Genomic DNA, 21,509 nt, shown 5'->3' on the forward strand with positions numbered 1-21,509 from the left:
CAGAGATGACAACGGAGGAACCGAGATGTCACAAGATCCTTTCCAGGAACGCGAAGCTGAAAAATACGCGAATCCCATCCCTAGTCGGGAATTTATCCTCGAACATTTAACCAAACGTGAAAAACCGGCCAGCCGTGATGAGCTGGCGGTAGAGCTGCACATTGAAGGCGAAGAGCAGCTTGAAGGCCTGCGTCGCCGCCTGCGTGCGATGGAGCGCGATGGTCAACTGGTCTTCACTCGCCGTCAGTGCTATGCGCTGCCGGAACGCCTCGACCTGGTGAAAGGTACCGTTATTGGCCACCGTGATGGCTACGGCTTTCTGCGGGTTGAAGGACGTAAAGATGATTTGTATCTCTCCAGTGAGCAGATGAAAACCTGCATTCATGGCGATCAGGTGCTGGCGCAGCCGCTGGGCGCTGACCGTAAAGGTCGTCGTGAAGCGCGTATTGTTCGCGTACTGGTGCCAAAAACCAGCCAGATTGTTGGTCGCTACTTTACCGAAGCGGGCGTCGGCTTTGTGGTTCCTGACGACAGCCGTCTGAGCTTCGATATCTTAATCCCGCCCGATCAGATCATGGGCGCGCGGATGGGCTTTGTGGTGGTTGTTGAACTGACCCAACGCCCGACTCGTCGTACCAAAGCGGTGGGTAAAATCGTCGAAGTCCTTGGCGACAATATGGGCACCGGCATGGCGGTTGATATCGCTCTGCGTACTCATGAAATTCCGTACATCTGGCCGCAGGCTGTTGAGCAACAGGTTGCCGGGCTGAAAGAAGAAGTGCCGGAAGAAGCAAAAGCGGGTCGTGTCGATCTGCGCGATTTACCGCTGGTCACCATTGATGGCGAAGACGCCCGTGACTTTGACGATGCAGTTTACTGCGAGAAAAAACGTGGCGGCGGTTGGCGTTTATGGGTCGCGATTGCCGACGTCAGCTACTATGTGCGTCCGCCAACACCGCTGGACAGCGAAGCGCGTAACCGTGGTACGTCGGTGTACTTCCCTTCGCAGGTTATCCCGATGCTGCCGGAAGTGCTCTCTAACGGCCTGTGCTCGCTCAATCCGCAGGTAGACCGCCTGTGTATGGTGTGCGAGATGACCATTTCGTCGAAAGGCCGCCTGACTGGCTACAAATTCTATGAAGCGGTGATGAGCTCTCACGCGCGTCTGACCTACACCAAAGTCTGGCATATTCTGCAGGGCGATCAGGATCTTCGCGAGCAGTACGCCCCGCTGGTTAAGCATCTCGAAGAGTTGCATAACCTCTATAAAGTGCTGGATAAAGCCCGTGAAGAACGCGGTGGGATCTCATTTGAGAGCGAAGAAGCGAAGTTCATTTTCAACGCTGAACGCCGTATTGAGCGTATCGAACAGACCCAACGTAACGACGCACACAAGTTAATTGAAGAGTGTATGATTCTGGCGAATATCTCGGCGGCGCGTTTCGTTGAGAAAGCCAAAGAACCGGCACTGTTCCGTATTCACGACAAGCCGAGCACCGAAGCGATTACCTCTTTCCGTTCAGTGCTGGCGGAGCTGGGGCTGGAACTGCCGGGCGGTAACAAGCCGGAACCGCGTGACTACGCGGAACTGCTGGAGTCGGTTGCCGATCGTCCTGATGCAGAAATGCTGCAAACCATGCTGCTACGCTCGATGAAACAGGCGATTTACGATCCGGAAAACCGTGGTCACTTTGGTCTGGCATTGCAGTCCTATGCGCACTTCACTTCGCCGATTCGTCGTTATCCTGACCTGACGCTGCACCGCGCCATTAAGTATCTGCTGGCGAAAGAGCAGGGGCATCAGGGCAACACCACTGAAACCGGCGGCTACCATTATTCGATGGAAGAGATGCTGCAACTGGGTCAGCACTGTTCGATGGCGGAACGTCGTGCCGACGAAGCAACGCGCGATGTGGCTGACTGGCTGAAGTGTGACTTCATGCTCGACCAGGTGGGCAACGTTTTTAAAGGCGTTATTGCCAGCGTCACCGGCTTTGGCTTCTTTGTTCGTCTCGACGACCTGTTCATTGATGGTCTGGTCCACGTCTCTTCGCTGGACAATGACTACTATCGCTTTGACCAGGTAGGGCAACGCCTGATGGGTGAATCCAGCGGCCAGACTTATCGCCTGGGCGATCGCGTGGAAGTTCGCGTCGAAGCGGTTAATATGGACGAGCGTAAAATCGACTTTAGCCTGATCTCCAGCGAACGCGCTCCGCGCAACGTCGGTAAAACGGCGCGCGAGAAAGCGAAAAAAGGCGATGCAGGCAAAAAAGGCGGCAAGCGTCGTCAGGTCGGTAAAAAGGTAAACTTTGAGCCAGACAGTGCCTTCCGCGGCGAGAAAAAACCGAAGCCGAAAGCGGCGAAGAAAGACGCGAGAAAAGCGAAAAAGCCATCGGCGAAAACGCAGAAAATAGCCGCAGCGACCAAAGCGAAGCGTGCGGCGAAGAAAAAAGTGGCAGAGTGATCATTACCCTCTTCAAACAGAAGAGGGTTAGATTGCTGACAAAATGCGCTTTGTTCATGCCGGATGCGGCGTGAACGCCTTATCCGGCCTACATAATCACGCAAATTCAATATATTGCAGAGATCATGTAGGCCGGATAAACGTAGTGCATCAGGCAAAACGTAAACAACGAGTACATTAATGAGCGAAATGATTTACGGCATCCACGCAGTGCAGGCCCTGCTGGAGCGCGCCCCTGAACGTTTTCAGGAAGTCTTTATTTTAAAAGGCCGTGAAGATAAACGTCTGTTACCGCTGATCCACGCCCTTGAGTCCCAGGGCGTGGTTATCCAGTTGGCAAACCGCCAATATCTCGACGAGAAAAGCGACGGTGCCGTGCATCAGGGCATTATCGCCCGTGTGAAACCAGGACGGCAGTATCAGGAAAACGATCTGCCGGATCTGATCGCTTCGCTCGATCAACCGTTCCTGCTGATCCTCGACGGTGTAACCGATCCGCACAACCTCGGCGCGTGCCTGCGTAGCGCGGACGCCGCTGGCGTTCATGCGGTGATTGTGCCGAAAGATCGCTCCGCACAGCTCAACGCCACGGCGAAAAAAGTAGCCTGCGGCGCGGCAGAAAGCGTTCCGCTGATTCGGGTGACTAACCTTGCGCGCACCATGCGTATGTTGCAGGAAGAGAACATCTGGATTGTCGGTACGGCAGGTGAGGCGGATCATACGCTCTATCAGAGCAAAATGACCGGACGACTGGCGCTGGTGATGGGCGCGGAAGGTGAAGGTATGCGTCGCCTGACTCGTGAACATTGCGACGAGTTGATCAGCATCCCAATGGCAGGAAGTGTTTCTTCGCTGAACGTTTCGGTTGCGACCGGAATTTGCTTATTTGAAGCGGTTCGCCAGCGTAGCTAATCCCTCTGATTTAAGAAAAACCATCCAGATTTGGATGGTTTTTTTTTATCTATAGCTGGTAAGATAATTACGCTCTATAAATATTCACCTTATTAATAATTAAATTTAATATATATGGAATAATATATGATATGGAATCCGTTGGCGCTGGCGATAGCGTTACAAGCTGTACCTAAACAAAATATTGATGTAACAAATAGTGAAAATGCATTAATTATTAAAATGAATGATTACGGCGATTTGCAAATCAATGTTCTTTTTACTTCTCGCCAGATGATTATCGAAACATTTATTTGTCCGGTAAGCTATATCAATAATCCAAATGAATTTAATACATTCCTTTTAAGAAATCAGAAAATTATGCCGCTATCATCGGTGGGGATCTCCAGCGTGCAACAGGAAGAGTATTACATTGTTTTCGGGGCATTATCGCTTAAATCTTCTCTTGAAGATATCCTGCTTGAAATAACCTCGCTGGTAGATAACGCATTGGATCTGGCTGAAATTACAGAAGAATATTCACACTAATTACAAGGACGGGTATTTATGGGAATTTTAAAAAGTTTATTTACGCTGGGGAAATCGTTTATCTCCCAGGCGGAAGAATCCATTGAAGAAACTCAGGGCGTGCGCATGCTGGAACAACATATTCGCGACGCCAAAGCTGAACTGGATAAAGCCGGAAAATCTCGCGTCGATCTGCTGGCGCGGGTGAAATTAAGTAACGATAAGCTGAAAGATTTACGCGAGCGTAAAACCAGTCTGGAAGCCCGTGCGCTGGAAGCATTAAGCAAGAACGTTAACCCATCATTAATTAACGAAGTCGCCGAAGAAATTGCGCGCCTTGAGAATCTTATTACCGCTGAAGAACAGGTGTTGTCGAATCTGGAAGTCTCTCGCGATGGTGTGGAAAAAGCCGTTACGGCAACGGCACAGCGTATTTCCCAGTTTGAGCAACAAATGGAAGTCGTTAAAGCTACTGAAGCCATGCAGCGTGCGCAGCAGGCCGTAACGACCTCGACCGTTGGCGCCTCTTCCAGCGTTTCGACAGCTGCAGAGTCATTAAAACGCCTGCAAACGCGTCAGGCTGAGCGCCAGGCCCGGCTGGATGCCGCCGCGCAGCTGGAAAAAGTGGCAGACGGTCGCGATCTCGACGAAAAACTGGCAGAAGTGGGGATTGGTGGTGTTAACAAAAGCAATGCCCAGGATGTGCTGGCAAGGCTGCAACGCCAACAGGGCGAGTAATTTTTTGCCAGCCTCACTAAAAGGCTGGCTGCTAATTTAAGGATAAAATATGTCTGGTTTTTTCCAGCGCCTGTTTGGTCAGGATGATAAGCCTGTTATCGTTCGCGGTCCGCTGGGACTTCATCTCAATAGTGGCTTTACGCTCGACTCGTTAGCGTTTCGTTTGCTGGAAGATGAATTGCTAATTGCGCTGCCGGGTGAAGAATACACGGTAGCCGCTGTCAGCCACATCGATCTGGGCGGCGGTAGCCAGATTTTCCGCTACTACACTTCGGGCGATGAATTTCTGCAAATCAATACCACCGGCGGCGTAGATATTGATGACATTGATGATATCAAGCTCTTTGTCTATGAAGAGAGCTACGGTATCAGTAAAGAGAGTCACTGGCGCGAGGCGATCAACGCCAAAGCGATGGGGGCAATAACCTTAAACTGGCAGGAAAAACGCTGGCAGCGATTTTTTAACAGCGAAGAACCGGGAAATATCGAACCCGTCTACATGCTGGAAAAAGTAGAAAATCAAAACCATGCCAAATGGGAGGTCCATAATTTTACCATGGGCTACCAACGGCAAGTGACCGAAGATACTTACGAATATTTGCTGTTAAATGGTGAGGAATCTTTTAACGATCTCGGCGAGCCGGAGTGGTTATTTTCTCGCGCGCTGGGCGTCGATATCCCGCTGACATCACTTAATATTATTGGTTAATTACAGGGACGTTTACGATGCATATACTGGATTCACTTCTTGCTTTTAGCGCCTATTTTTTTATTGGCGTGGCGATGGTAATTATTTTTCTTTTTATCTATTCTAAAATTACACCGCACAACGAATGGCAGTTAATTAAAAACAATAATACCGCGGCGTCACTGGCGTTCAGCGGTACATTGTTGGGTTACGTGATCCCGTTATCCAGTGCGGCAATCAATGCGGTGAGCATTCCGGATTATTTCGCCTGGGGCGGGATTGCACTGGTGATTCAGTTACTCGTTTTTGCTGGTGTCAGACTTTATATGCCCGCATTAAGCGAAAAAATTATTAATCACAATACCGCCGCAGGAATGTTTATGGGAACCGCCGCGCTGGCTGGCGGTATTTTTAACGCAGCTTGTATGACATGGTAATGGACGATCATGGCCAGAAAACGCAAATCAAGAAATAGCAGTAAACCAGCTCACGGAGCCATCAGCCGTATTAATCGACCGAATAATCCCTTCGCGCCGCAGCGAAATCGCTACGCACATAAATACTTAACGTTGGCGCTAATGGGGGGAGCCGCTTTTTTCGTATTGAAAAGTTGTGGCGATAGTGGCGATGTTGATAACGACGGTGATGGAACGTTTTACTCGACTGTGCAGGATTGTATTGATGACGGTAATAATGCAGACATTTGCGCGCGTGGCTGGAATAACGCCAAAGCGGCATTTTATGCCGATGTTCCGAAGAATATGACTCAGCAGAATTGTCAGTCTAAGTACGAAAATTGCTACTACGACAATGTTGAACAGAGTTGGATCCCGGTAATATCTGGATTTTTGTTAAGCCGGGTTATTCGTAAAGATCGCGATGAGCAGTTTGTTTATAACAGCGGTGGATCCTCATTTGCTTCCCGCCCCGTCTGGCGCAACACTTCCGGTGATTACTCCTGGCGCTCCGGTTCTGGCAAAAAAGAGTCTTATTCCACGGGCGGCTTTACCACCAAAAAAGCGTCTACCGTTTCTCGCGGCGGCTATGGTCGTTCTTCCAGCGCCCGTGGGCATTGGGGAGGCTAATCATGCTGAGACACAACGTTCCTGTGCGGCGGGATCTGGACCGGATTGCCGCCGATAACGGATTTGACTTTCATATCATCGACAATGAAATCTATTGGGATGAGAGTCGGGCTTACCGCTTTACCCTGCGCCAGATTGAAGAGCAGATCGAAAAACCGACTGCGGAACTGCATCAGATGTGCCTTGAGGTGGTGGATCGTGCGGTTAAAGATGAAGAGATCCTGACGCAACTGGCGATCCCGCCGTTGTACTGGGATGTGATCGCCGAAAGCTGGCGCGCACGCGATCCTTCGCTGTATGGCCGTATGGATTTTGCCTGGTGTGGTAATGCGCCGGTTAAGTTGCTGGAGTACAACGCCGATACGCCAACTTCATTGTACGAGTCGGCTTATTTCCAGTGGTTGTGGCTGGAAGATGCCCGGCGCAGCGGCGTTATTCCGCGCGATGCCGATCAGTACAATGCCATTCAGGAGCGCCTGATTTCACGCTTTAGCGAGCTTTATAGCCGGGAGCCGTTTTATTTTTGCTGCTGTCAGGACACCGACGAAGACAGGAGTACCGTGCTGTACTTGCAGGACTGCGCCCAGCAGGCAGGGCAGGAGTCGCGGTTTATCTACATTGAAGATCTCGGTTTGGGCGTCGGCGGTGTACTGACCGATCTTGATGATAATGTCATCCAGCGTGCATTTAAGTTGTACCCGCTGGAGTGGATGATGCGTGACGATAACGGTCCGCTGCTGCGCAAGCGTCGTGAGCAGTGGGTGGAGCCGTTATGGAAAAGTATCTTGAGTAACAAAGGGCTAATGCCGCTGCTTTGGCGCTTCTTTCCTGGTCATCCTAATCTTCTGGCGTCCTGGTTTGAGGGCGAAAAACCGCAGATCGCCGCTGGCGGAAGCTATGTGCGTAAACCGATCTACTCACGCGAGGGCGGTAACGTCACCATTTTCGACGGCCAGAATAACGTCGTTGACCACGCTGATGGTGATTACGCCGATGAACCGATGATCTATCAGGCGTTTCAACCGCTACCGCGATTTGGCGATAGTTACACGCTGATTGGTAGCTGGATTGTCGATGATGAAGCGTGCGGTATGGGTATCCGCGAAGATAACACGCTGATCACTAAAGACACTTCGCGTTTTGTTCCGCACTACATTGCGGGTTAAGAATGTTTTAGCAATCTCTTTCTGTCAGGAATCCGTGGCAGTGACCATACTAATGGTGACTGCCATTGATGGAGGGAGACACAGTGCACTGGCAAACTCACACTGTTTTTAATCAACCTATACCCTTAAATAACAGCAATTTATACCTGTCTGATGGCGCGCTCTGCGAAGCGGTAACGCGCGAAGGCGCTGGTTGGGATAGCGATTTTCTCGCCAGTATTGGTCAACAACTCGGAACGGCAGAATCCCTTGAACTGGGGCGGCTGGCGAATGTAAACCCACCTGAACTGTTGCGCTACGATGCCCAGGGGCGACGTCTGGACGATGTCCGTTTCCATCCCGCATGGCACCTGCTGATGCAGGCGTTATGTACCAATCGGGTACATAACCTGGCCTGGGAAGAAGATGCTCGTTCTGGCGCATTTGTGGCGCGGGCGGCGCGTTTTATGTTGCACGCGCAGGTTGAGGCCGGGTCGTTATGCCCGATAACGATGACCTTCGCCGCTACGCCATTGCTGTTACAGATGCTACCGGCGCCGTTTCAGGACTGGACCACGCCGCTGTTGAGCGATCGCTACGACTCCCACTTATTGCCCGGCGGGCAAAAACGCGGCTTGTTGATTGGCATGGGAATGACGGAAAAGCAGGGCGGTTCCGATGTGATGAGCAACACCACTCGCGCCGAACGTCTGGACGATGGGTCTTATCGGCTGGTGGGGCATAAATGGTTTTTCTCGGTGCCACAAAGCGACGCGCATCTGGTGCTGGCGCAGACCACGGGCGGTTTGTCCTGCTTTTTTGTGCCGCGATTTTTGCCTGACGGGCAACGCAACGCGATTCGCCTGGAGCGCCTGAAAGATAAGCTGGGTAATCGTTCCAATGCCAGTTGCGAAGTGGAGTTTCAGGATGCCATTGGCTGGTTGTTGGGTCAGGAAGGGGAAGGGATTCGCCTGATTCTGAAAATGGGCGGGATGACGCGTTTTGATTGTGCTCTGGGTAGCCACTCCATGATGCGTCGTGCGTTCTCGCTGGCGATTTATCACGCTCATCAACGCCATGTATTTGGTAATCCGTTAATCGAACAGCCCCTTATGCGCCATGTCTTAAGTCGCATGGCGCTTCAGCTTGAAGGGCAAACGGCGTTGCTGTTTCGTCTTGCGCGAGCGTGGGATCGGCGTGCCGATGCCAAAGAAGCCCTGTGGGCGCGCTTATTTACGCCTGCGGCGAAATTTGTGATCTGCAAACGTGGCATTCCGTTTGTGGCTGAAGCGATGGAGGTGCTGGGCGGTATTGGCTATTGCGAAGAGAGCGAACTACCGCGACTTTATCGGGAGATGCCAGTGAACAGCATCTGGGAAGGCTCTGGCAATATTATGTGCCTCGATGTGCTGCGCGTTCTTAATAAGCAAGCGGGCGTCTACGATTTGCTGTCGGAAGCGTTTATGGAAGTGAAAGGGCAAGATCGTTATTTTGATCGCGCGGTTCGTCGTTTACAGCAGCAGTTGCGTAAGCCAGCTGAAGAATTGGGGCGAGAGATTACTCATCAGCTATTCCTGCTGGGCTGCGGTGCGCAAATGTTGAAATATGCTTCTCCGCCAATGGCGCAGGCGTGGTGTCAGGTGATGTTAAATACGCGCGGTGGCGTGCGGTTGTCAGAGCAGATCCAGAATGATTTATTGCTGCGGGCGACGGGGGGAGTGTGTTTGTAAGCGTATACGACGGATGCGACGCTGGTTTCGATTAACTAAATGAAATATGTGAAAATTGTAGGCCGGACAAGGCGCTCGCGCCGTATCCGGCATTGTTCATTCGCTGCAGATGACACTCACGCATACAGTATCGCCTGTACACGCCAGTTATCAGGCTGTTGGTCTTCGTACATGGTAATAATGCGGTACCATGACGCACCTTGTTCATCGGCCTTTAACGCCACGATACGTTCCACGTCCTGCGGATCCCCTGAAATATTGCTAACCGAGATCTGACCTATTTCATTCAGGCCCGTCACGCAGTCAGCACTGGCGAATTCTGCAGACTGTGCCGTGGCGCTCGCAGGGCAAGTTACTAATTGCAGCGAGGGTGAGGCAAGTAATTGTTTCATCGTCAGCTCCATTTTTCGTTTCCCCACATGTGGCAGGGCATTCCATCGCGGTAATAAACGCCCGAGCTTCCCGCCGGTAATTTATTGTGCACAGGTAAACGCATAGGGACGCAAAGCAATGTAAAGCTGGCTGTATAAGTTGTCTGATTTATTTACGGTATATACTCGTCATACTTCAAGTTGCATGTGCTGCGTCTGCGTTCACTCACCCCAGTCACTTACTTATGTAAGCTCCTGGGGATTCACTCGCTTGTCGCCTTCCTGCAACTCGAATTATTTAGAGTATAAAATGGCTTGTGAATACCACTGTCCTGTCACGATGGTTTCATCCACCATTACGACAACGTAATAATCAGCTTTTGCAGCGACAGCTTTCGCTCTGATTTCTGCTAATGCGTCATCCGGAGAGCCCCGTACCATCGTGCTTACGCTACCTATTCGCTGTAACCCTTGTGTCTGGTCGCGGCGAATCTCTTGCGGATGGTCCGTTACTGGCGGTGCTGGCTGTGGCGTACCTTGCAGTGCGCTACAGGCGCTTAGCATCAACACCAATAATAAACTGGCAAACCGATAAATAACGCTATTACGTTTCCTGCTAACCATAGTGTAGTGCCTTATTTATTTAACTTGAGGGGAATGTTCCCGAATTGTTACCTGGTACGCGATTTTCGAATGAAAACGTTGTGAAAGCGTAATCCACATCTCAACATTATGAACTAATACGGTCAGCAGAAACTTGTGCTAAGGATTTCTTCATGTCATACCAGACTCAAAGGAGAAAAAGATGATTGAATTAGAATCACGCGTGCTGGCTGATATTCCCGTTCTTCACGCTTATCCCGTAGGGCAAAAAGAAATCCCGTTACCGTGTGTGATTTTTTATCACGGATTTACTTCATCCAGCCTGGTTTATAGCTATTTTGCCGTCGCGCTGGCGCAGGCTGGTTTCCGGGTGATCATGCCGGATGCGCCCAATCACGGTAGCCGTTTTAGTGGCGACGCAGCGCGGCGTTTAAATCAATTCTGGCAAATCTTGCTACAAAGTATGCAGGAATTCACTACTTTACGTGCGGCAATAGCCGAAGAAAACTGGCTGCTTGATGAACGCCTGGCGGTTGGTGGTGCGTCAATGGGCGCAATGACCGCGCTGGGGATTACCGCTCGCCACCCCACGGTGAAATGTACCGCTAGCATGATGGGGTCTGGCTATTTTACATCGCTTGCCCGTTCACTGTTTCCACCGTTGAAGCCTGAAACGCCAGCACAGCAAAACGAATTTAATAACATTATTGCTCCACTGGCAGAGTGGGAAGCGACAAACCACCTGGACGAACTGGGAAGCAGGCCACTGCTGTTGTGGCATGGCCTTGACGATGATGTTGTGCCTGCCGAGGAATCACTACGTTTGCAGCAGGCATTAAGAGAAACGGGACGAGATAAACAGTTAACCTGTTCATGGCAGCCTGGCGTGCGCCACCGTATTACACCCGAGGCGTTAGATGCTGCAGTGACGTTTTTCCACCAGCATCTTTAAACACGCAGAATGCTGACCCCTTGCGCTTCCAGCTGTTGCAGGATCTCTGGGTTAGCATTTTTGCCGGTGATCAGCATATCGATTTGATCGGCGCGGCTAAAAAGCATTCCCGCGCGTTCACCAATCTTACTGCTATCGACCAATACCACTAGTTTCCCTACCACACTCAACATCTTCTGTTCTGCCATTGCTGTCAGCATATCGGTTTTATATAACCCTTCTGCGGTCAGCCCTTTGCCGCTGGTAAACATCCAGTGCCCGGCATAGAGACTGTTTTCGCTGCCCTGTGGGCTTAAGGTGATGGACTGACTTTTGTTGTACTGCCCGCCCATGATGATCACGCTGTCATGTTCCTGATCGATCAGATAGTTTGCCAGCGGGAGATAATTAGTGATGATTTGCACCGGTTTGCCACACATTTCCCGGCCGAGCAGAAACGCGGTAGAGCCGCAGTTGATGACTACACTTTCGCCCGGATTAACCAACTGCGAGGCCGCTTTAGCGATACGTACTTTTTCATCGTGATTCTGCGCCTGATGCAGATTCATCGGCGTCCATCGCGGGCGCTGCTGGGTAATCGCTTCGGCGCCGTTGCGCACTTTCTTCAGTTTGCCGCTTTCGTCGAGTTTATTGATATCGCGTCGCGCAGTGGCAGGCGAAATTCCCAGACGCTCAACGACTTTCTCCACGGTCACAAAGCCCAATTGTGCGAGCATTTCCAGGAGGATTTGATGTCTTTGTGCTTCAGTCATGAGCTATTCCGATAAAATTTGATTTTTTTAGATGATATTTGAAATAGCCAGGAAATACTACGCCGGATAGCGCGAACAGATCCACGCTACCCGGTATAAACGACAGATTACAGGAACGATTTGAACGGCAGATCCGGTTCAATGGTGAAGCAATCGTCAAAACCACGCGGATAGTGATACTCGAAGTTATCTTTATCCAACGGCCAGGTAAACTTGCCACCGACCTGCCAGATAAACGGCTTAAAGCCATACTTCAGACGATCTTTTTTCATCTCCCACAGTACGCGGATTTCCTGCGGATCGGCCTGGAAGTTTGACCAGATATCATGGTGGAACGGGATAACTACTTTCGCATTCAACGCTTCGCCCATACGCAGCATATCGGCGCTGGTCATTTTGTCGGTAATACCGCGTGGGTTCTCACCATACGATCCTAACGCCACGTCGATCTGATGCTCGTTGCCATGTTTTGCATAGTAGTTAGAGTAGTGGGAATCGCCGCTGTGATACAGAGAACCGCCCGGTGTTTTGAACAGATAGTTTACTGCGCGATCGTCCATGCCGTCTGGCAGCACGCCAGCCGCTTTTTGATCCGCTGGTAGGGTGATCAGTGCAGTACGGTCGAACGCGTCAAGGGCATGAATTTCAATGTCTTTCACTTTTACCACATCGCCTGGTTTGACCACGATGCAACGCTCTTTCGGTACTCCCCAGCCAATCCATAAATCCACGCAGGTTTTCGGTCCGATAAACGGTACGTCATCAGCACAGTTCTGCATCACGGCAGCAGCGACGTTGACGTCGATATGATCGTTGTGATCGTGAGTTGCCAGTACCGCGTCGATCTGGCGAATCGCAAACGGATCAAGAACAAACGGGGTAGTACGCAGGTTCGGCTGCAGTTTTTTCACACCAGCCATGCGCTGCATCTGGTGACCCTGTTTCATCAGTGGGTTACCGTGACTTTGTTTGCCAGTACCGCACCAGAAATCAACGCAAACGTTGGTGCCACCTTCCGATTTCAGCCAGATCCCAGTACAACCGAGCCACCACATCGCGAATGTACCAGGAGCGACCTGCTCTTGTTCAATTTCTTCATTCAGCCAGCTACCCCACTCCGGGAAAGTGCTCAGGATCCAGGATTCACGGGTGATACTTTTCACTTTACTCATCGCCATTTACCTTCATGATGTTCAATTTGAATCAATATGTGATTGGTTTTGATTAATCCTGACACTATTTTTTCAGGAAGACAATGACCATTTTTTGACTTTTTGCCGGGGGAGTTGTTGCGGATTTTGAGTGTGGAAAGATTTAACGGAATGTGTAATTAATTTAACTAAATGAATTTAAATGAATAATTGTTTCGTTGCATGAATCCCACTCTATCCATGTGGAATTATTTGCGTGCCGCGTCACATTTAATCATAAATAATCTTGTTGTGATTACTTTTGAAAATTAGAGTGAATGCACAACATTCCGGGTGTGCGGAATACCCGGTTACCTCTTCTTCAGGAGATCGTTATGGAGATCCTCTACAACATCTTTACCGTGTTTTTTAACCAGGTCATGACCAATGCCCCGTTGTTGCTGGGTATTGTGACCTGTCTGGGTTACATCCTACTGCGCAAAAGTGTCAGCGTTATTATTAAAGGTACGATTAAAACCATAATTGGTTTCATGTTGTTGCAGGCAGGGTCCGGCATCCTGACCAGCACCTTCAAACCGGTGGTGGCGAAAATGTCGGAAGTCTACGGTATCAACGGTGCGATTTCAGATACTTACGCTTCGATGATGGCCACTATCGAGCGCATGGGCGATGCCTATAGCTGGGTAGGGTACGCAGTGCTGCTGGCACTGGCGCTGAACATTTGTTACGTGCTGCTGCGTCGTATTACCGGTATTCGCACCATCATGCTGACCGGCCACATCATGTTCCAGCAGGCTGGGCTGATTGCCGTCACGCTGTTCATCTTTGGCTACTCCATGTGGACCACCATTATCTGCACGGCGATTCTGGTTTCGCTCTACTGGGGCATTACCTCCAACATGATGTACAAGCCGACTCAGGAAGTGACGGATGGCTGCGGTTTCTCCATCGGTCACCAGCAGCAGTTTGCATCATGGATTGCTTATAAAGTCGCGCCGTTCCTGGGCAAAAAAGAGGAGAGCGTTGAAGACCTCAAACTGCCTGGCTGGCTGAACATTTTCCACGACAACATCGTCTCCACGGCGATTGTCATGACCATCTTCTTTGGCGCCATTCTGCTCTCCTTCGGTATCGACACCGTGCAGGCGATGGCAGGCAAAGTGCACTGGACGGTCTACATCCTGCAAACCGGTTTCTCCTTTGCGGTGGCGATCTTCATCATCACTCAGGGCGTGCGCATGTTTGTGGCGGAACTCTCTGAAGCATTTAACGGTATCTCCCAGCGTCTGATCCCAGGTGCGGTTCTGGCGATTGACTGTGCGGCTATCTATAGCTTCGCGCCGAACGCCGTGGTCTGGGGCTTTATGTGGGGCACCATCGGTCAGCTGATTGCGGTTGGTATCCTGGTCGCCTGCGGTTCCTCGATCCTGATTATTCCTGGCTTTATCCCGATGTTCTTCTCCAACGCCACCATCGGCGTGTTCGCTAACCACTTCGGCGGCTGGCGTGCGGCGCTGAAGATTTGTCTGGTGATGGGGATGATCGAAATCTTTGGTTGCGTCTGGGCGGTGAAACTCACCGGTATGAGTGCCTGGATGGGTATGGCGGACTGGTCGATTCTGGCACCGCCGATGATGCAGGGTTTCTTCTCCATCGGTATCGCCTTTATGACCGTCATCATCGTCATTGCACTGGCTTATATGTTCTTCGCTGGCCGCGCGCTGCGCGCAGAAGAAGATGCAGAAAAACAACTGGCAGAACAGTCTGCTTAATAAGGAGTTTTGATTATGACCGTACGTATTCTGGCTGTGTGTGGCAACGGACAAGGCAGTTCCATGATCATGAAAATGAAAGTGGACCAGTTTTTAACCCAATCAAATATTGACCACACGGTAAATAGCTGCGCGGTTGGCGAATACAAAAGCGAGTTGAGCGGCGCGGATATCATCATCGCTTCTACGCACATTGCGGGCGAAATCACCGTGACCGGCAACAAATACGTGGTTGGCGTGCGCAACATGCTCTCTCCGGCTGACTTTGGCCCGAAACTGCTGGAAGTGATCAAAGAACATTTCCCGCAGGACGTGAAGTAAGGGCGCGCCATGAAATTACGTGATTCGCTGGCTGAAAATAAATCCATCCGTTTGCAGGCTGAAGCTGAAACCTGGCAGGACGCAGTGAAAATCGGCGTTGACCTGCTGGTGGCGGCCGATGTTGTCGAGCCGCGTTACTACCAGGCGATTCTGGATGCGGTTGAACAGCACGGCCCATACTTTGTGCTCGCTCCAGGCCTGGCAATGCCGCATGGTCGCCCGGAAGAGGGCGTTAAGAAAACCGGTTTTGCGCTGGTGACGCTGAAAAAGCCGCTGGAGTTCAACCACGAAGATAACGACCCGGTGGATATCCTCATCACCATGGCGGCGGTTGATGCCAACACTCACCAGGAAGTGGGCATCATGCAGATCGTCAACCTGTTTGAAGATGAAGAGAATTTCGACCGTTTACGTGCCTGCCGTACTGAGCAGGAAGTACTGGATCTCATTGACCGCACCAACGCGGCAGCTTAAGAAGGAATTGAAGATGTCATTACCGATGTTGCAAGTCGCGCTGGACAACCAAACTATGGATAGCGCCTACGAAACCACTCGCCTGATTGCCGAAGAAGTCGACATTATCGAAGTGGGCACCATTCTGTGCGTGGGCGAAGGCGTGCGTGCGGTTCGTGACCTGAAAGCACTCTACCCGCACAAAATCGTACTGGCTGACGCCAAAATTGCCGATGCAGGCAAAATCCTTTCTCGCATGTGCTTCGAAGCCAACGCTGACTGGGTGACCGTAATTTGCTGTGCGGATATCAACACCGCCAAAGGCGCGCTGGACGTGGCAAAAGAGTTTAACGGCGACGTGCAGATCGAACTGACCGGTTACTGGACCTGGGAACAGGCGCAGCAGTGGCGCGACGCAGGCATTGGGCAGGTGGTTTATCACCGCAGCCGTGACGCGCAGGCCGCAGGCGTGGCATGGGGCGAAGCAGATATCACCGCGATCAAACGTCTTTCCGATATGGGCTTCAAAGTCACCGTCACCGGTGGCCTGGCGCTGGAAGATCTGCCGCTGTTCAAAGGTATTCCGATTCATGTGTTTATCGCGGGTCGCAGCATCCGTGATGCCGCTTCTCCGGTTGAAGCTGCGCGTCAGTTCAAACGTTCCATCGCCCAGCTGTGGGGCTAAGGAGCGGATATGTTGTCCAAACAAATCCCGCTTGGCATCTATGAAAAAGCGCTCCCCGGCGGGGAGTGCTGGCTGGAACGGCTGCAAGTGGCAAAAACGTTAGGCTTCGATTTTGTCGAGATGTCGGTGGATGAAACGGACGATCGCCTGTCGCGCCTCGACTGGAGCCGCGAGCAGCGTCTGGCGCTGGTCAACGCGATTGTTGAAACTGGCGTACGTGTACCGTCCATGTGCCTTTCTGCCCATCGTCGTTTCCCTCTGGGTAGCGAAGATGATGCAGTGCGGGCGCAGGGGCTGGAGATTATGCGTAAAGCTATCCAGTTCGCCCAGGACGTCGGCATTCGCGTGATCCAACTGGCGGGCTATGACGTTTACTATCAGGAAGCCAATAACGAAACGCGTCGTCGTTTTCGTGACGGGCTGAAAGAGAGTGTTGAGATGGCGAGCCGCGCGCAGGTGACGCTGGCAATGGAGATCATGGATTACCCATTGATGAACTCCATCAGCAAGGCGCTGGGCTACGCGCACTATCTCAACAACCCGTGGTTCCAGCTCTACCCGGATATCGGCAACCTGTCGGCGTGGGACAACGATGTGCAGATGGAATTGCAGGCCGGAATCGGGCATATCGTCGCGGTGCATGTGAAAGACACCAAACCAGGCGTCTTCAAAAACGTGCCTTTTGGCGAAGGCGTAGTGGATTTCGAACGTTGCTTCGAAACGCTCAAACAGAGTGGCTATTGCGGGCCGTACCTGATTGAGATGTGGAGCGAAACGGCGGAAGACCCGGCGGCAGAAGTGGCGAAAGCGCGCGATTGGGTGAAAGCGCGCATGGCCAAAGCAGGCATGGTGGAGGCGGCATAATGCAAAAGCTGAAACAGCAGGTGTTTGAAGCCAATATGGATCTGCCGCGCTACGGGCTGGTGACCTTTACCTGGGGCAACGTCAGCGCCATTGACCGCGAACGCGGGCTGGTGGTGATCAAGCCCAGCGGCGTCGCCTACGAAACCATGAAAGCAGACGATATGGTAGTGGTCGATATGAGCGGTAAGGTGGTGGAAGGGGCGTATCGCCCATCTTCCGACACCGCGACGCATCTCGAACTCTACCGCCGTTATCCGTCGTTGGGCGGCATTGTCCATACCCACTCCACTCATGCCACCGCATGGGCGCAGGCGGGGCTGGCGATCCCGGCGTTAGGCACCACGCACGCTGACTACTTCTTTGGTGATATCCCGTGTACGCGCGGGTTAAGCGAAGAAGAGGTGCAGGGCGAGTACGAACTGAACACTGGCAAAGTGATTATCGAAACGCTGGGTGACGCTGAGCCGCTGCATACGCCGGGAATTGTGGTGTATCAGCACGGACCGTTCGCCTGGGGGAAAGATGCCCACGACGCGGTGCATAACGCGGTAGTGATGGAAGAAGTGGCGAAAATGGCGTGGATTGCGCGCAGTATTAATCCACAACTCAATCACATCGACAGCTTCCTGATGAATAAACACTTCATGCGTAAGCACGGTCCCAACGCCTATTACGGGCAGAAGTAAAACACGCGCTGCGGAAATTTCCTTCTTCGGGAGATAACTGGTCTGATTCCGCAGCCGTTTTTCAAAAAAATGCCCCCGGAGAAGGGGGCAAAGCAAACTATGGCAATGTTTCGTTGGTTATACCTGGTGCTAGCGATAAATATCCGCGCTGGCGTGCATATTGCCGTTACTCCCCGGTTCTCGCATCAGAATCACGTGGTAGTACGTTGCGCCTTGCGCATCTGTCTCTTCATTCAGTGCCTGGCGAGCTTCACTTTCAGTGGCGAAGTTATGGTTGATATAAATCACACCTAAGCTCTGTACGTCGTCCATATTTCTGGCCTGGTGGTTATTAATTTCAATGGCTGCCCATGTATTTGCACTTAGCAAAAGCACAGCCAGAAGGGCTAAAACACGACTGAACATAGATACCTCCTCGACGGCTGACTTTGTGTGCTCTCCTCTGTGATGATCTTCTGATTTAATTTTAATCAATGATAAAGAAGTTGATGGTGACCATTTCTGATGCAGTTGTTCGAAAAAACACTGTGACGGAATGTGATGAACTTCAAATCAGCGAGTTAGTTCTTTTGCGCGAAAGATGTGATTTATTTGTCGGCTGGCCTTGAGTTTAGCGGGGCATACAAGTACTATAACGCGTCATTTTTCAGCCGACCTTTAACACGTTCCTTGCCTCCCCGGGATTCGGCTGACCCAGACAGGAGGCTGAATAATCCGTAAGGAGCAATTCGATGCGTCATTACGAAATCGTTTTTATGGTCCATCCTGACCAGAGCGAACAGGTTCCGGGCATGATCGAGCGCTACACTGCTGCCATCACTGGTGCAGAAGGCAAGATCCACCGTCTGGAAGACTGGGGCCGCCGTCAGCTGGCTTACCCGATCAACAAACTGCACAAAGCACACTACGTTCTGATGAACGTTGAAGCTCCGCAGGAAGTGATCGATGAGCTGGAAACTACCTTCCGCTTCAACGATGCCGTTATCCGCAGCATGGTTATGCGTACCAAGCACGCTGTTACCGAAGCATCTCCGATGGTTAAAGCGAAAGACGAGCGCCGTGAGCGTCGCGATGATTTCGCAAACGAAACCGCAGATGATGCTGAAGCTGGGGATTCTGAAGAGTAATTTCTGATGACCAACCGTCTGGTGTTGTCCGGCACCGTGTGCAGGACTCCCCTTCGAAAGGTCAGTCCATCAGGAATTCCTCACTGCCAGTTCGTGCTTGAGCATCGTTCTGTGCAGGAGGAAGCCGGTTTTCACCGGCAGGCGTGGTGCCAAATGCCCGTTATTGTTAGCGGACACGAAAACCAGGCCATTACTCACAGTATAACGGTCGGCAGTCGCATAACCGTTCAGGGGTTCATTTCATGCCACAAGGCAAAGAACGGACTGAGCAAAATGGTTTTGCATGCCGAGCAGATTGAATTGATAGATTCTGGAGACTAGCCATATGGCACGTTATTTCCGTCGTCGCAAGTTCTGCCGTTTCACCGCGGAAGGCGTTCAAGAGATCGACTATAAAGATATCGCTACGCTGAAAAACTACATCACCGAAAGCGGTAAGATTGTCCCAAGCCGTATCACCGGTACCCGTGCAAAATACCAGCGTCAGCTGGCTCGCGCTATCAAACGCGCTCGCTACCTGTCCCTGCTGCCGTACACTGATCGCCATCAGTAATCGGTCACGGTCCATTAATACGACTTTGAGAGGATAAGGTAATGCAAGTTATTCTGCTTGATAAAGTAGCAAACCTGGGTAGCCTGGGTGATCAGGTAAACGTTAAAGCGGGCTATGCTCGTAACTTCCTGGTACCGCAGGGTAAAGCTGTTCCAGCTACCAAGAAAAACATTGAATTCTTCGAAGCACGTCGCGCTGAACTGGAAGCTAAACTGGCTGAAGTTCTGGCAGCAGCTAATGCTCGCGCTGAGAAAATCAATGCACTGGAAACTGTTACCATCGCGTCTAAAGCTGGCGACGAAGGTAAACTGTTCGGTTCCATCGGTACTCGCGACATCGCTGACGCTGTAACTGCAGCTGGCGTTGAAGTGGCTAAGAGCGAAGTTCGTCTGCCGAACGGCGTTCTGCGTACCACTGGCGAACACGAAGTGAGCTTCCAGGTTCACAGCGAAGTATTCGCGAAAGTGATCGTAAACGTAGTAGCTGAATAATTCGTTATTCAACGAGACGTAAAAACGCCGACCATTGGTCGGCGTTTTGCTTTATAGCGAAAGCGTTACAACTGGTAGTATAACGCTCTGATATCTATTAATTAGCTTGTCGCTAACTGTACTTGCGGTTCTTCATCTTTAACTTTGATAAGCGTCCACAGCGCAATGGCGCCAATAATGTCAAAGAAAGCCAGGGCAATAAAGAACGGCGCGAAGCCGATAATGTGAACGAATGCCCCGATAAACAGGTTGAAAATCAACTGACCGCTCCACGCACAGGCTCCTGCCATACCCACTGCGGTAGCTACTTCGTCTTTTTTGAACAGATCGCCACCCAGAGTTGCTGCAACAGTAGAAAGACATTGATGCGAGAACGCGCCAATACTAATCAGTAATACGGCAATGTAGGGATTTTCGACAATACTCACCAGACCAATCGTCATCATAATGACGGCTGCAATAGTGAAGGTAATTCTTCGTGAGTTAATTAAACTCACGCCGCGATCGTGGAAGAACTTCGCGACGAAACCACTGGCTAAACAGCCGAGATCGCCCAGCAGGAAAGGCAGCCAGACGAACATGGCAATTTCTTTCAGGCTAAAATGCAGCGTTTCGACGAAGAAAATCGGCACCCAGAAGTTAATGGTTCCCCATGCCGGGTCTGCGAGAAAACGCGCGATGCCAATCCCCCAGAAATTACGTTGGCTGAGGATATGCTTGATTGAGGTTTTTTCCTTCTTATCTGTTTTAAGATGCTGCTCTTGCCCGGATTCAATATACTGGCGCTCTTCATCAGAAAGGCGTTTGGCATCTTTCGGATCTTTATAACAAAAGAACCAAAATAAAGCCGCGAGCAAAGCAAGGCTACCTGAGACAATAAACGCAAATTGCCAGCTATGAAACATAATGCACCAGGCAATCAGCGGTGGGGCAAGCATCGCGCCGAGTGAGGTGCCCATATTGAAAACACCTGTCGCTACGCCACGCTCTTTTGCCGGAAACCATGTTGATGCGGTTTTAACACCCGCCGGAATTGCCGAGGCTTCGCTGAAACCCATCAGGGCGCGCATAAATGCCAGACCTGACCATGTTCCGGTTAGTGCATGGCCCATTGTTGCCAGGCCCCAAATTGCGGCACATATCGCAAAACTTATTTTTAGACCAACGGTATCAATAAAGAAGCCCATTATCGGTTGCCCCAATGTATAGGCTAACTGGAATGCACTGACAATCCATGAATATTGCTCTTTAGTTATTCCGGTTGTCTCCATAATCGTTGGAGCCGCAATACCTAACGCCGTTCTGTCCAGATAATTGATTACAGTGATAAAGCATACGAGGGCAATCATATGCCACCGGTAATTCTTTATTTTATTCATGCTTAAACCTTTTAATTATATTAATAAACCCTGGTTGTTGGTAATTCCGTGTAATAGGTAATAAAAATCAGGTACAG

General features: G+C 51.0%; 26 protein-coding genes. 20 read left to right on the forward strand and 6 right to left on the reverse strand.

Annotation, left to right across the window (positions count from 1 at the left end):
• Positions 1-25: 25 nt before the first annotated feature.
• The 9 genes from rnr (at position 26) to FEK47_RS16885 (ending at position 9,272) form a co-directional block, all read left to right on the forward strand.
• Positions 26-2,467 carry a ribonuclease R gene (rnr, locus tag FEK47_RS16845; RefSeq protein ID WP_130216725.1) on the forward strand — a complete coding sequence of 814 codons (2,442 nt, stop codon included), beginning with the start codon at positions 26-28 and terminating at the stop codon, positions 2,465-2,467.
• 180 nt (positions 2,468-2,647) lie between these two features.
• The gene (gene rlmB / locus FEK47_RS16850) at positions 2,648-3,379 is read left to right on the forward strand and encodes a 23S rRNA (guanosine(2251)-2'-O)-methyltransferase RlmB (RefSeq protein ID WP_001293282.1); all 732 of its coding nucleotides are present in this window, start codon (positions 2,648-2,650) and stop codon (positions 3,377-3,379) included.
• 126 nt (positions 3,380-3,505) lie between these two features.
• The gene (locus FEK47_RS16855) at positions 3,506-3,907 is read left to right on the forward strand and encodes a DUF2170 family protein (RefSeq protein ID WP_135486755.1); all 402 of its coding nucleotides are present in this window, start codon (positions 3,506-3,508) and stop codon (positions 3,905-3,907) included.
• An 18-nt stretch (positions 3,908-3,925) separates the two neighbouring features.
• Complete coding sequence (locus FEK47_RS16860) at positions 3,926-4,624, forward strand: PspA/IM30 family protein (RefSeq protein ID WP_130259517.1); 699 nt, start codon at positions 3,926-3,928, stop codon at positions 4,622-4,624.
• 49 nt (positions 4,625-4,673) lie between these two features.
• Positions 4,674-5,333, forward strand: a complete 660-nt coding sequence (locus tag FEK47_RS16865) for a YjfK family protein (RefSeq protein ID WP_135486754.1) — start codon at positions 4,674-4,676, stop codon at positions 5,331-5,333.
• A gap of 17 nt (positions 5,334-5,350) precedes the next feature.
• Positions 5,351-5,749, forward strand: coding sequence for a DUF350 domain-containing protein (locus tag FEK47_RS16870; RefSeq protein WP_000547760.1), 399 nt, complete (start codon positions 5,351-5,353; stop codon positions 5,747-5,749).
• 9 nt (positions 5,750-5,758) lie between these two features.
• Positions 5,759-6,397 carry a DUF1190 domain-containing protein gene (locus FEK47_RS16875; protein ID WP_135486753.1) on the forward strand — a complete coding sequence of 213 codons (639 nt, stop codon included), beginning with the start codon at positions 5,759-5,761 and terminating at the stop codon, positions 6,395-6,397.
• A 2-nt stretch (positions 6,398-6,399) separates the two neighbouring features.
• Positions 6,400-7,563 (forward strand): glutathionylspermidine synthase family protein, encoded by a 1,164-nt coding sequence (locus FEK47_RS16880; protein WP_135486752.1) that lies wholly within the window; start codon positions 6,400-6,402, stop codon positions 7,561-7,563.
• An 83-nt stretch (positions 7,564-7,646) separates the two neighbouring features.
• The gene (locus FEK47_RS16885) at positions 7,647-9,272 is read left to right on the forward strand and encodes an isovaleryl-CoA dehydrogenase (RefSeq protein ID WP_138183292.1); all 1,626 of its coding nucleotides are present in this window, start codon (positions 7,647-7,649) and stop codon (positions 9,270-9,272) included.
• A gap of 116 nt (positions 9,273-9,388) precedes the next feature.
• On the opposite strand, the gene yjfN is transcribed toward FEK47_RS16885, so the two are convergent.
• Complete coding sequence (gene yjfN, locus FEK47_RS16890; protein ID WP_001517630.1) at positions 9,389-9,664, reverse strand: DUF1471 family protease activator YjfN; 276 nt, start codon at positions 9,662-9,664, stop codon at positions 9,389-9,391.
• 273 nt (positions 9,665-9,937) lie between these two features.
• The gene (bsmA, locus tag FEK47_RS16895; protein WP_064525807.1) at positions 9,938-10,267 is read right to left on the reverse strand and encodes a biofilm peroxide resistance protein BsmA; all 330 of its coding nucleotides are present in this window, start codon (positions 10,265-10,267) and stop codon (positions 9,938-9,940) included.
• Positions 10,268-10,448: 181 nt separating this feature from the next.
• Between bsmA and yjfP the strand changes: the two genes are divergently transcribed.
• Entirely contained in the window at positions 10,449-11,198 is a 750-nt protein-coding gene (gene yjfP / locus FEK47_RS16900; protein WP_112019575.1) for an esterase, read from the forward strand.
• Here the strand turns inward: yjfP and ulaR are convergent.
• Both ulaR and ulaG read right to left on the reverse strand, forming a co-directional pair.
• Positions 11,195-11,950, reverse strand: coding sequence for an HTH-type transcriptional regulator UlaR (gene ulaR / locus FEK47_RS16905; protein ID WP_000133631.1), 756 nt, complete (start codon positions 11,948-11,950; stop codon positions 11,195-11,197). The genes yjfP and ulaR overlap by 4 nt on opposite strands.
• A 107-nt stretch (positions 11,951-12,057) precedes the next feature.
• Positions 12,058-13,122, reverse strand: coding sequence for an L-ascorbate 6-phosphate lactonase (gene ulaG, locus FEK47_RS16910; protein ID WP_001295191.1), 1,065 nt, complete (start codon positions 13,120-13,122; stop codon positions 12,058-12,060).
• 353 nt (positions 13,123-13,475) lie between these two features.
• On the opposite strand from ulaG, the gene ulaA reads away from it, so the two are divergent.
• The 6 genes from ulaA to ulaF are packed head-to-tail and all read left to right on the forward strand — an operon-like array spanning position 13,476 to position 17,882.
• Positions 13,476-14,873: a PTS ascorbate transporter subunit IIC gene (ulaA, locus tag FEK47_RS16915; protein ID WP_135486751.1), complete on the forward strand. Its 1,398-nt coding sequence runs from the start codon at positions 13,476-13,478 to the stop codon at positions 14,871-14,873.
• A gap of 15 nt (positions 14,874-14,888) precedes the next feature.
• Positions 14,889-15,194 carry a PTS ascorbate transporter subunit IIB gene (gene ulaB, locus FEK47_RS16920; protein ID WP_000218362.1) on the forward strand — a complete coding sequence of 102 codons (306 nt, stop codon included), beginning with the start codon at positions 14,889-14,891 and terminating at the stop codon, positions 15,192-15,194.
• 9 nt (positions 15,195-15,203) lie between these two features.
• The gene (ulaC, locus tag FEK47_RS16925; protein WP_000776505.1) at positions 15,204-15,668 is read left to right on the forward strand and encodes a PTS ascorbate transporter subunit IIA; all 465 of its coding nucleotides are present in this window, start codon (positions 15,204-15,206) and stop codon (positions 15,666-15,668) included.
• Between the two features lie 13 nt (positions 15,669-15,681).
• Positions 15,682-16,332 (forward strand): 3-keto-L-gulonate-6-phosphate decarboxylase UlaD, encoded by a 651-nt coding sequence (ulaD, locus tag FEK47_RS16930; RefSeq protein WP_108476137.1) that lies wholly within the window; start codon positions 15,682-15,684, stop codon positions 16,330-16,332.
• A gap of 9 nt (positions 16,333-16,341) precedes the next feature.
• On the forward strand, positions 16,342-17,196 hold the full coding sequence (gene ulaE / locus FEK47_RS16935) for an L-ribulose-5-phosphate 3-epimerase UlaE (protein ID WP_138183293.1): 855 nt from the start codon (positions 16,342-16,344) through the stop codon (positions 17,194-17,196).
• Positions 17,196-17,882 carry an L-ribulose-5-phosphate 4-epimerase UlaF gene (gene ulaF, locus FEK47_RS16940; RefSeq protein WP_001170798.1) on the forward strand — a complete coding sequence of 229 codons (687 nt, stop codon included), beginning with the start codon at positions 17,196-17,198 and terminating at the stop codon, positions 17,880-17,882. The genes ulaE and ulaF overlap by 1 nt, the downstream gene beginning before the upstream one ends.
• 129 nt (positions 17,883-18,011) lie before the next feature.
• Here the strand turns inward: ulaF and yjfY are convergent, their stop codons facing one another.
• Positions 18,012-18,287: a DUF1471 family protein YjfY gene (yjfY, locus tag FEK47_RS16945; RefSeq protein ID WP_000492914.1), complete on the reverse strand. Its 276-nt coding sequence runs from the start codon at positions 18,285-18,287 to the stop codon at positions 18,012-18,014.
• A 326-nt stretch (positions 18,288-18,613) separates the two neighbouring features.
• Between yjfY and rpsF the strand changes: the two genes are divergently transcribed.
• Genes rpsF through rplI form a run of 4 tightly spaced genes read left to right on the forward strand, consistent with a single transcriptional unit; the run spans position 18,614 to position 20,053 of the window.
• On the forward strand, positions 18,614-19,009 hold the full coding sequence (gene rpsF, locus FEK47_RS16950) for a 30S ribosomal protein S6 (protein WP_001216676.1): 396 nt from the start codon (positions 18,614-18,616) through the stop codon (positions 19,007-19,009).
• A 6-nt stretch (positions 19,010-19,015) separates the two neighbouring features.
• Positions 19,016-19,330 (forward strand): primosomal replication protein N, encoded by a 315-nt coding sequence (gene priB / locus FEK47_RS16955; protein WP_001296681.1) that lies wholly within the window; start codon positions 19,016-19,018, stop codon positions 19,328-19,330.
• A 4-nt stretch (positions 19,331-19,334) separates the two neighbouring features.
• Positions 19,335-19,562: a 30S ribosomal protein S18 gene (gene rpsR, locus FEK47_RS16960; protein ID WP_000135199.1), complete on the forward strand. Its 228-nt coding sequence runs from the start codon at positions 19,335-19,337 to the stop codon at positions 19,560-19,562.
• A gap of 41 nt (positions 19,563-19,603) precedes the next feature.
• The gene (rplI, locus tag FEK47_RS16965; RefSeq protein WP_001196062.1) at positions 19,604-20,053 is read left to right on the forward strand and encodes a 50S ribosomal protein L9; all 450 of its coding nucleotides are present in this window, start codon (positions 19,604-19,606) and stop codon (positions 20,051-20,053) included.
• 101 nt (positions 20,054-20,154) lie between these two features.
• On the opposite strand, the gene FEK47_RS16970 is transcribed toward rplI, so the two are convergent.
• Positions 20,155-21,432 (reverse strand): MFS transporter, encoded by a 1,278-nt coding sequence (locus tag FEK47_RS16970; protein ID WP_138183294.1) that lies wholly within the window; start codon positions 21,430-21,432, stop codon positions 20,155-20,157.
• Positions 21,433-21,509: the final 77 nt, after the last annotated feature.

The organism is Escherichia sp. E3659 (assembly GCF_005781135.1).
Taxonomy (GTDB): Bacteria; Pseudomonadota; Gammaproteobacteria; order Enterobacterales; family Enterobacteriaceae; genus Escherichia.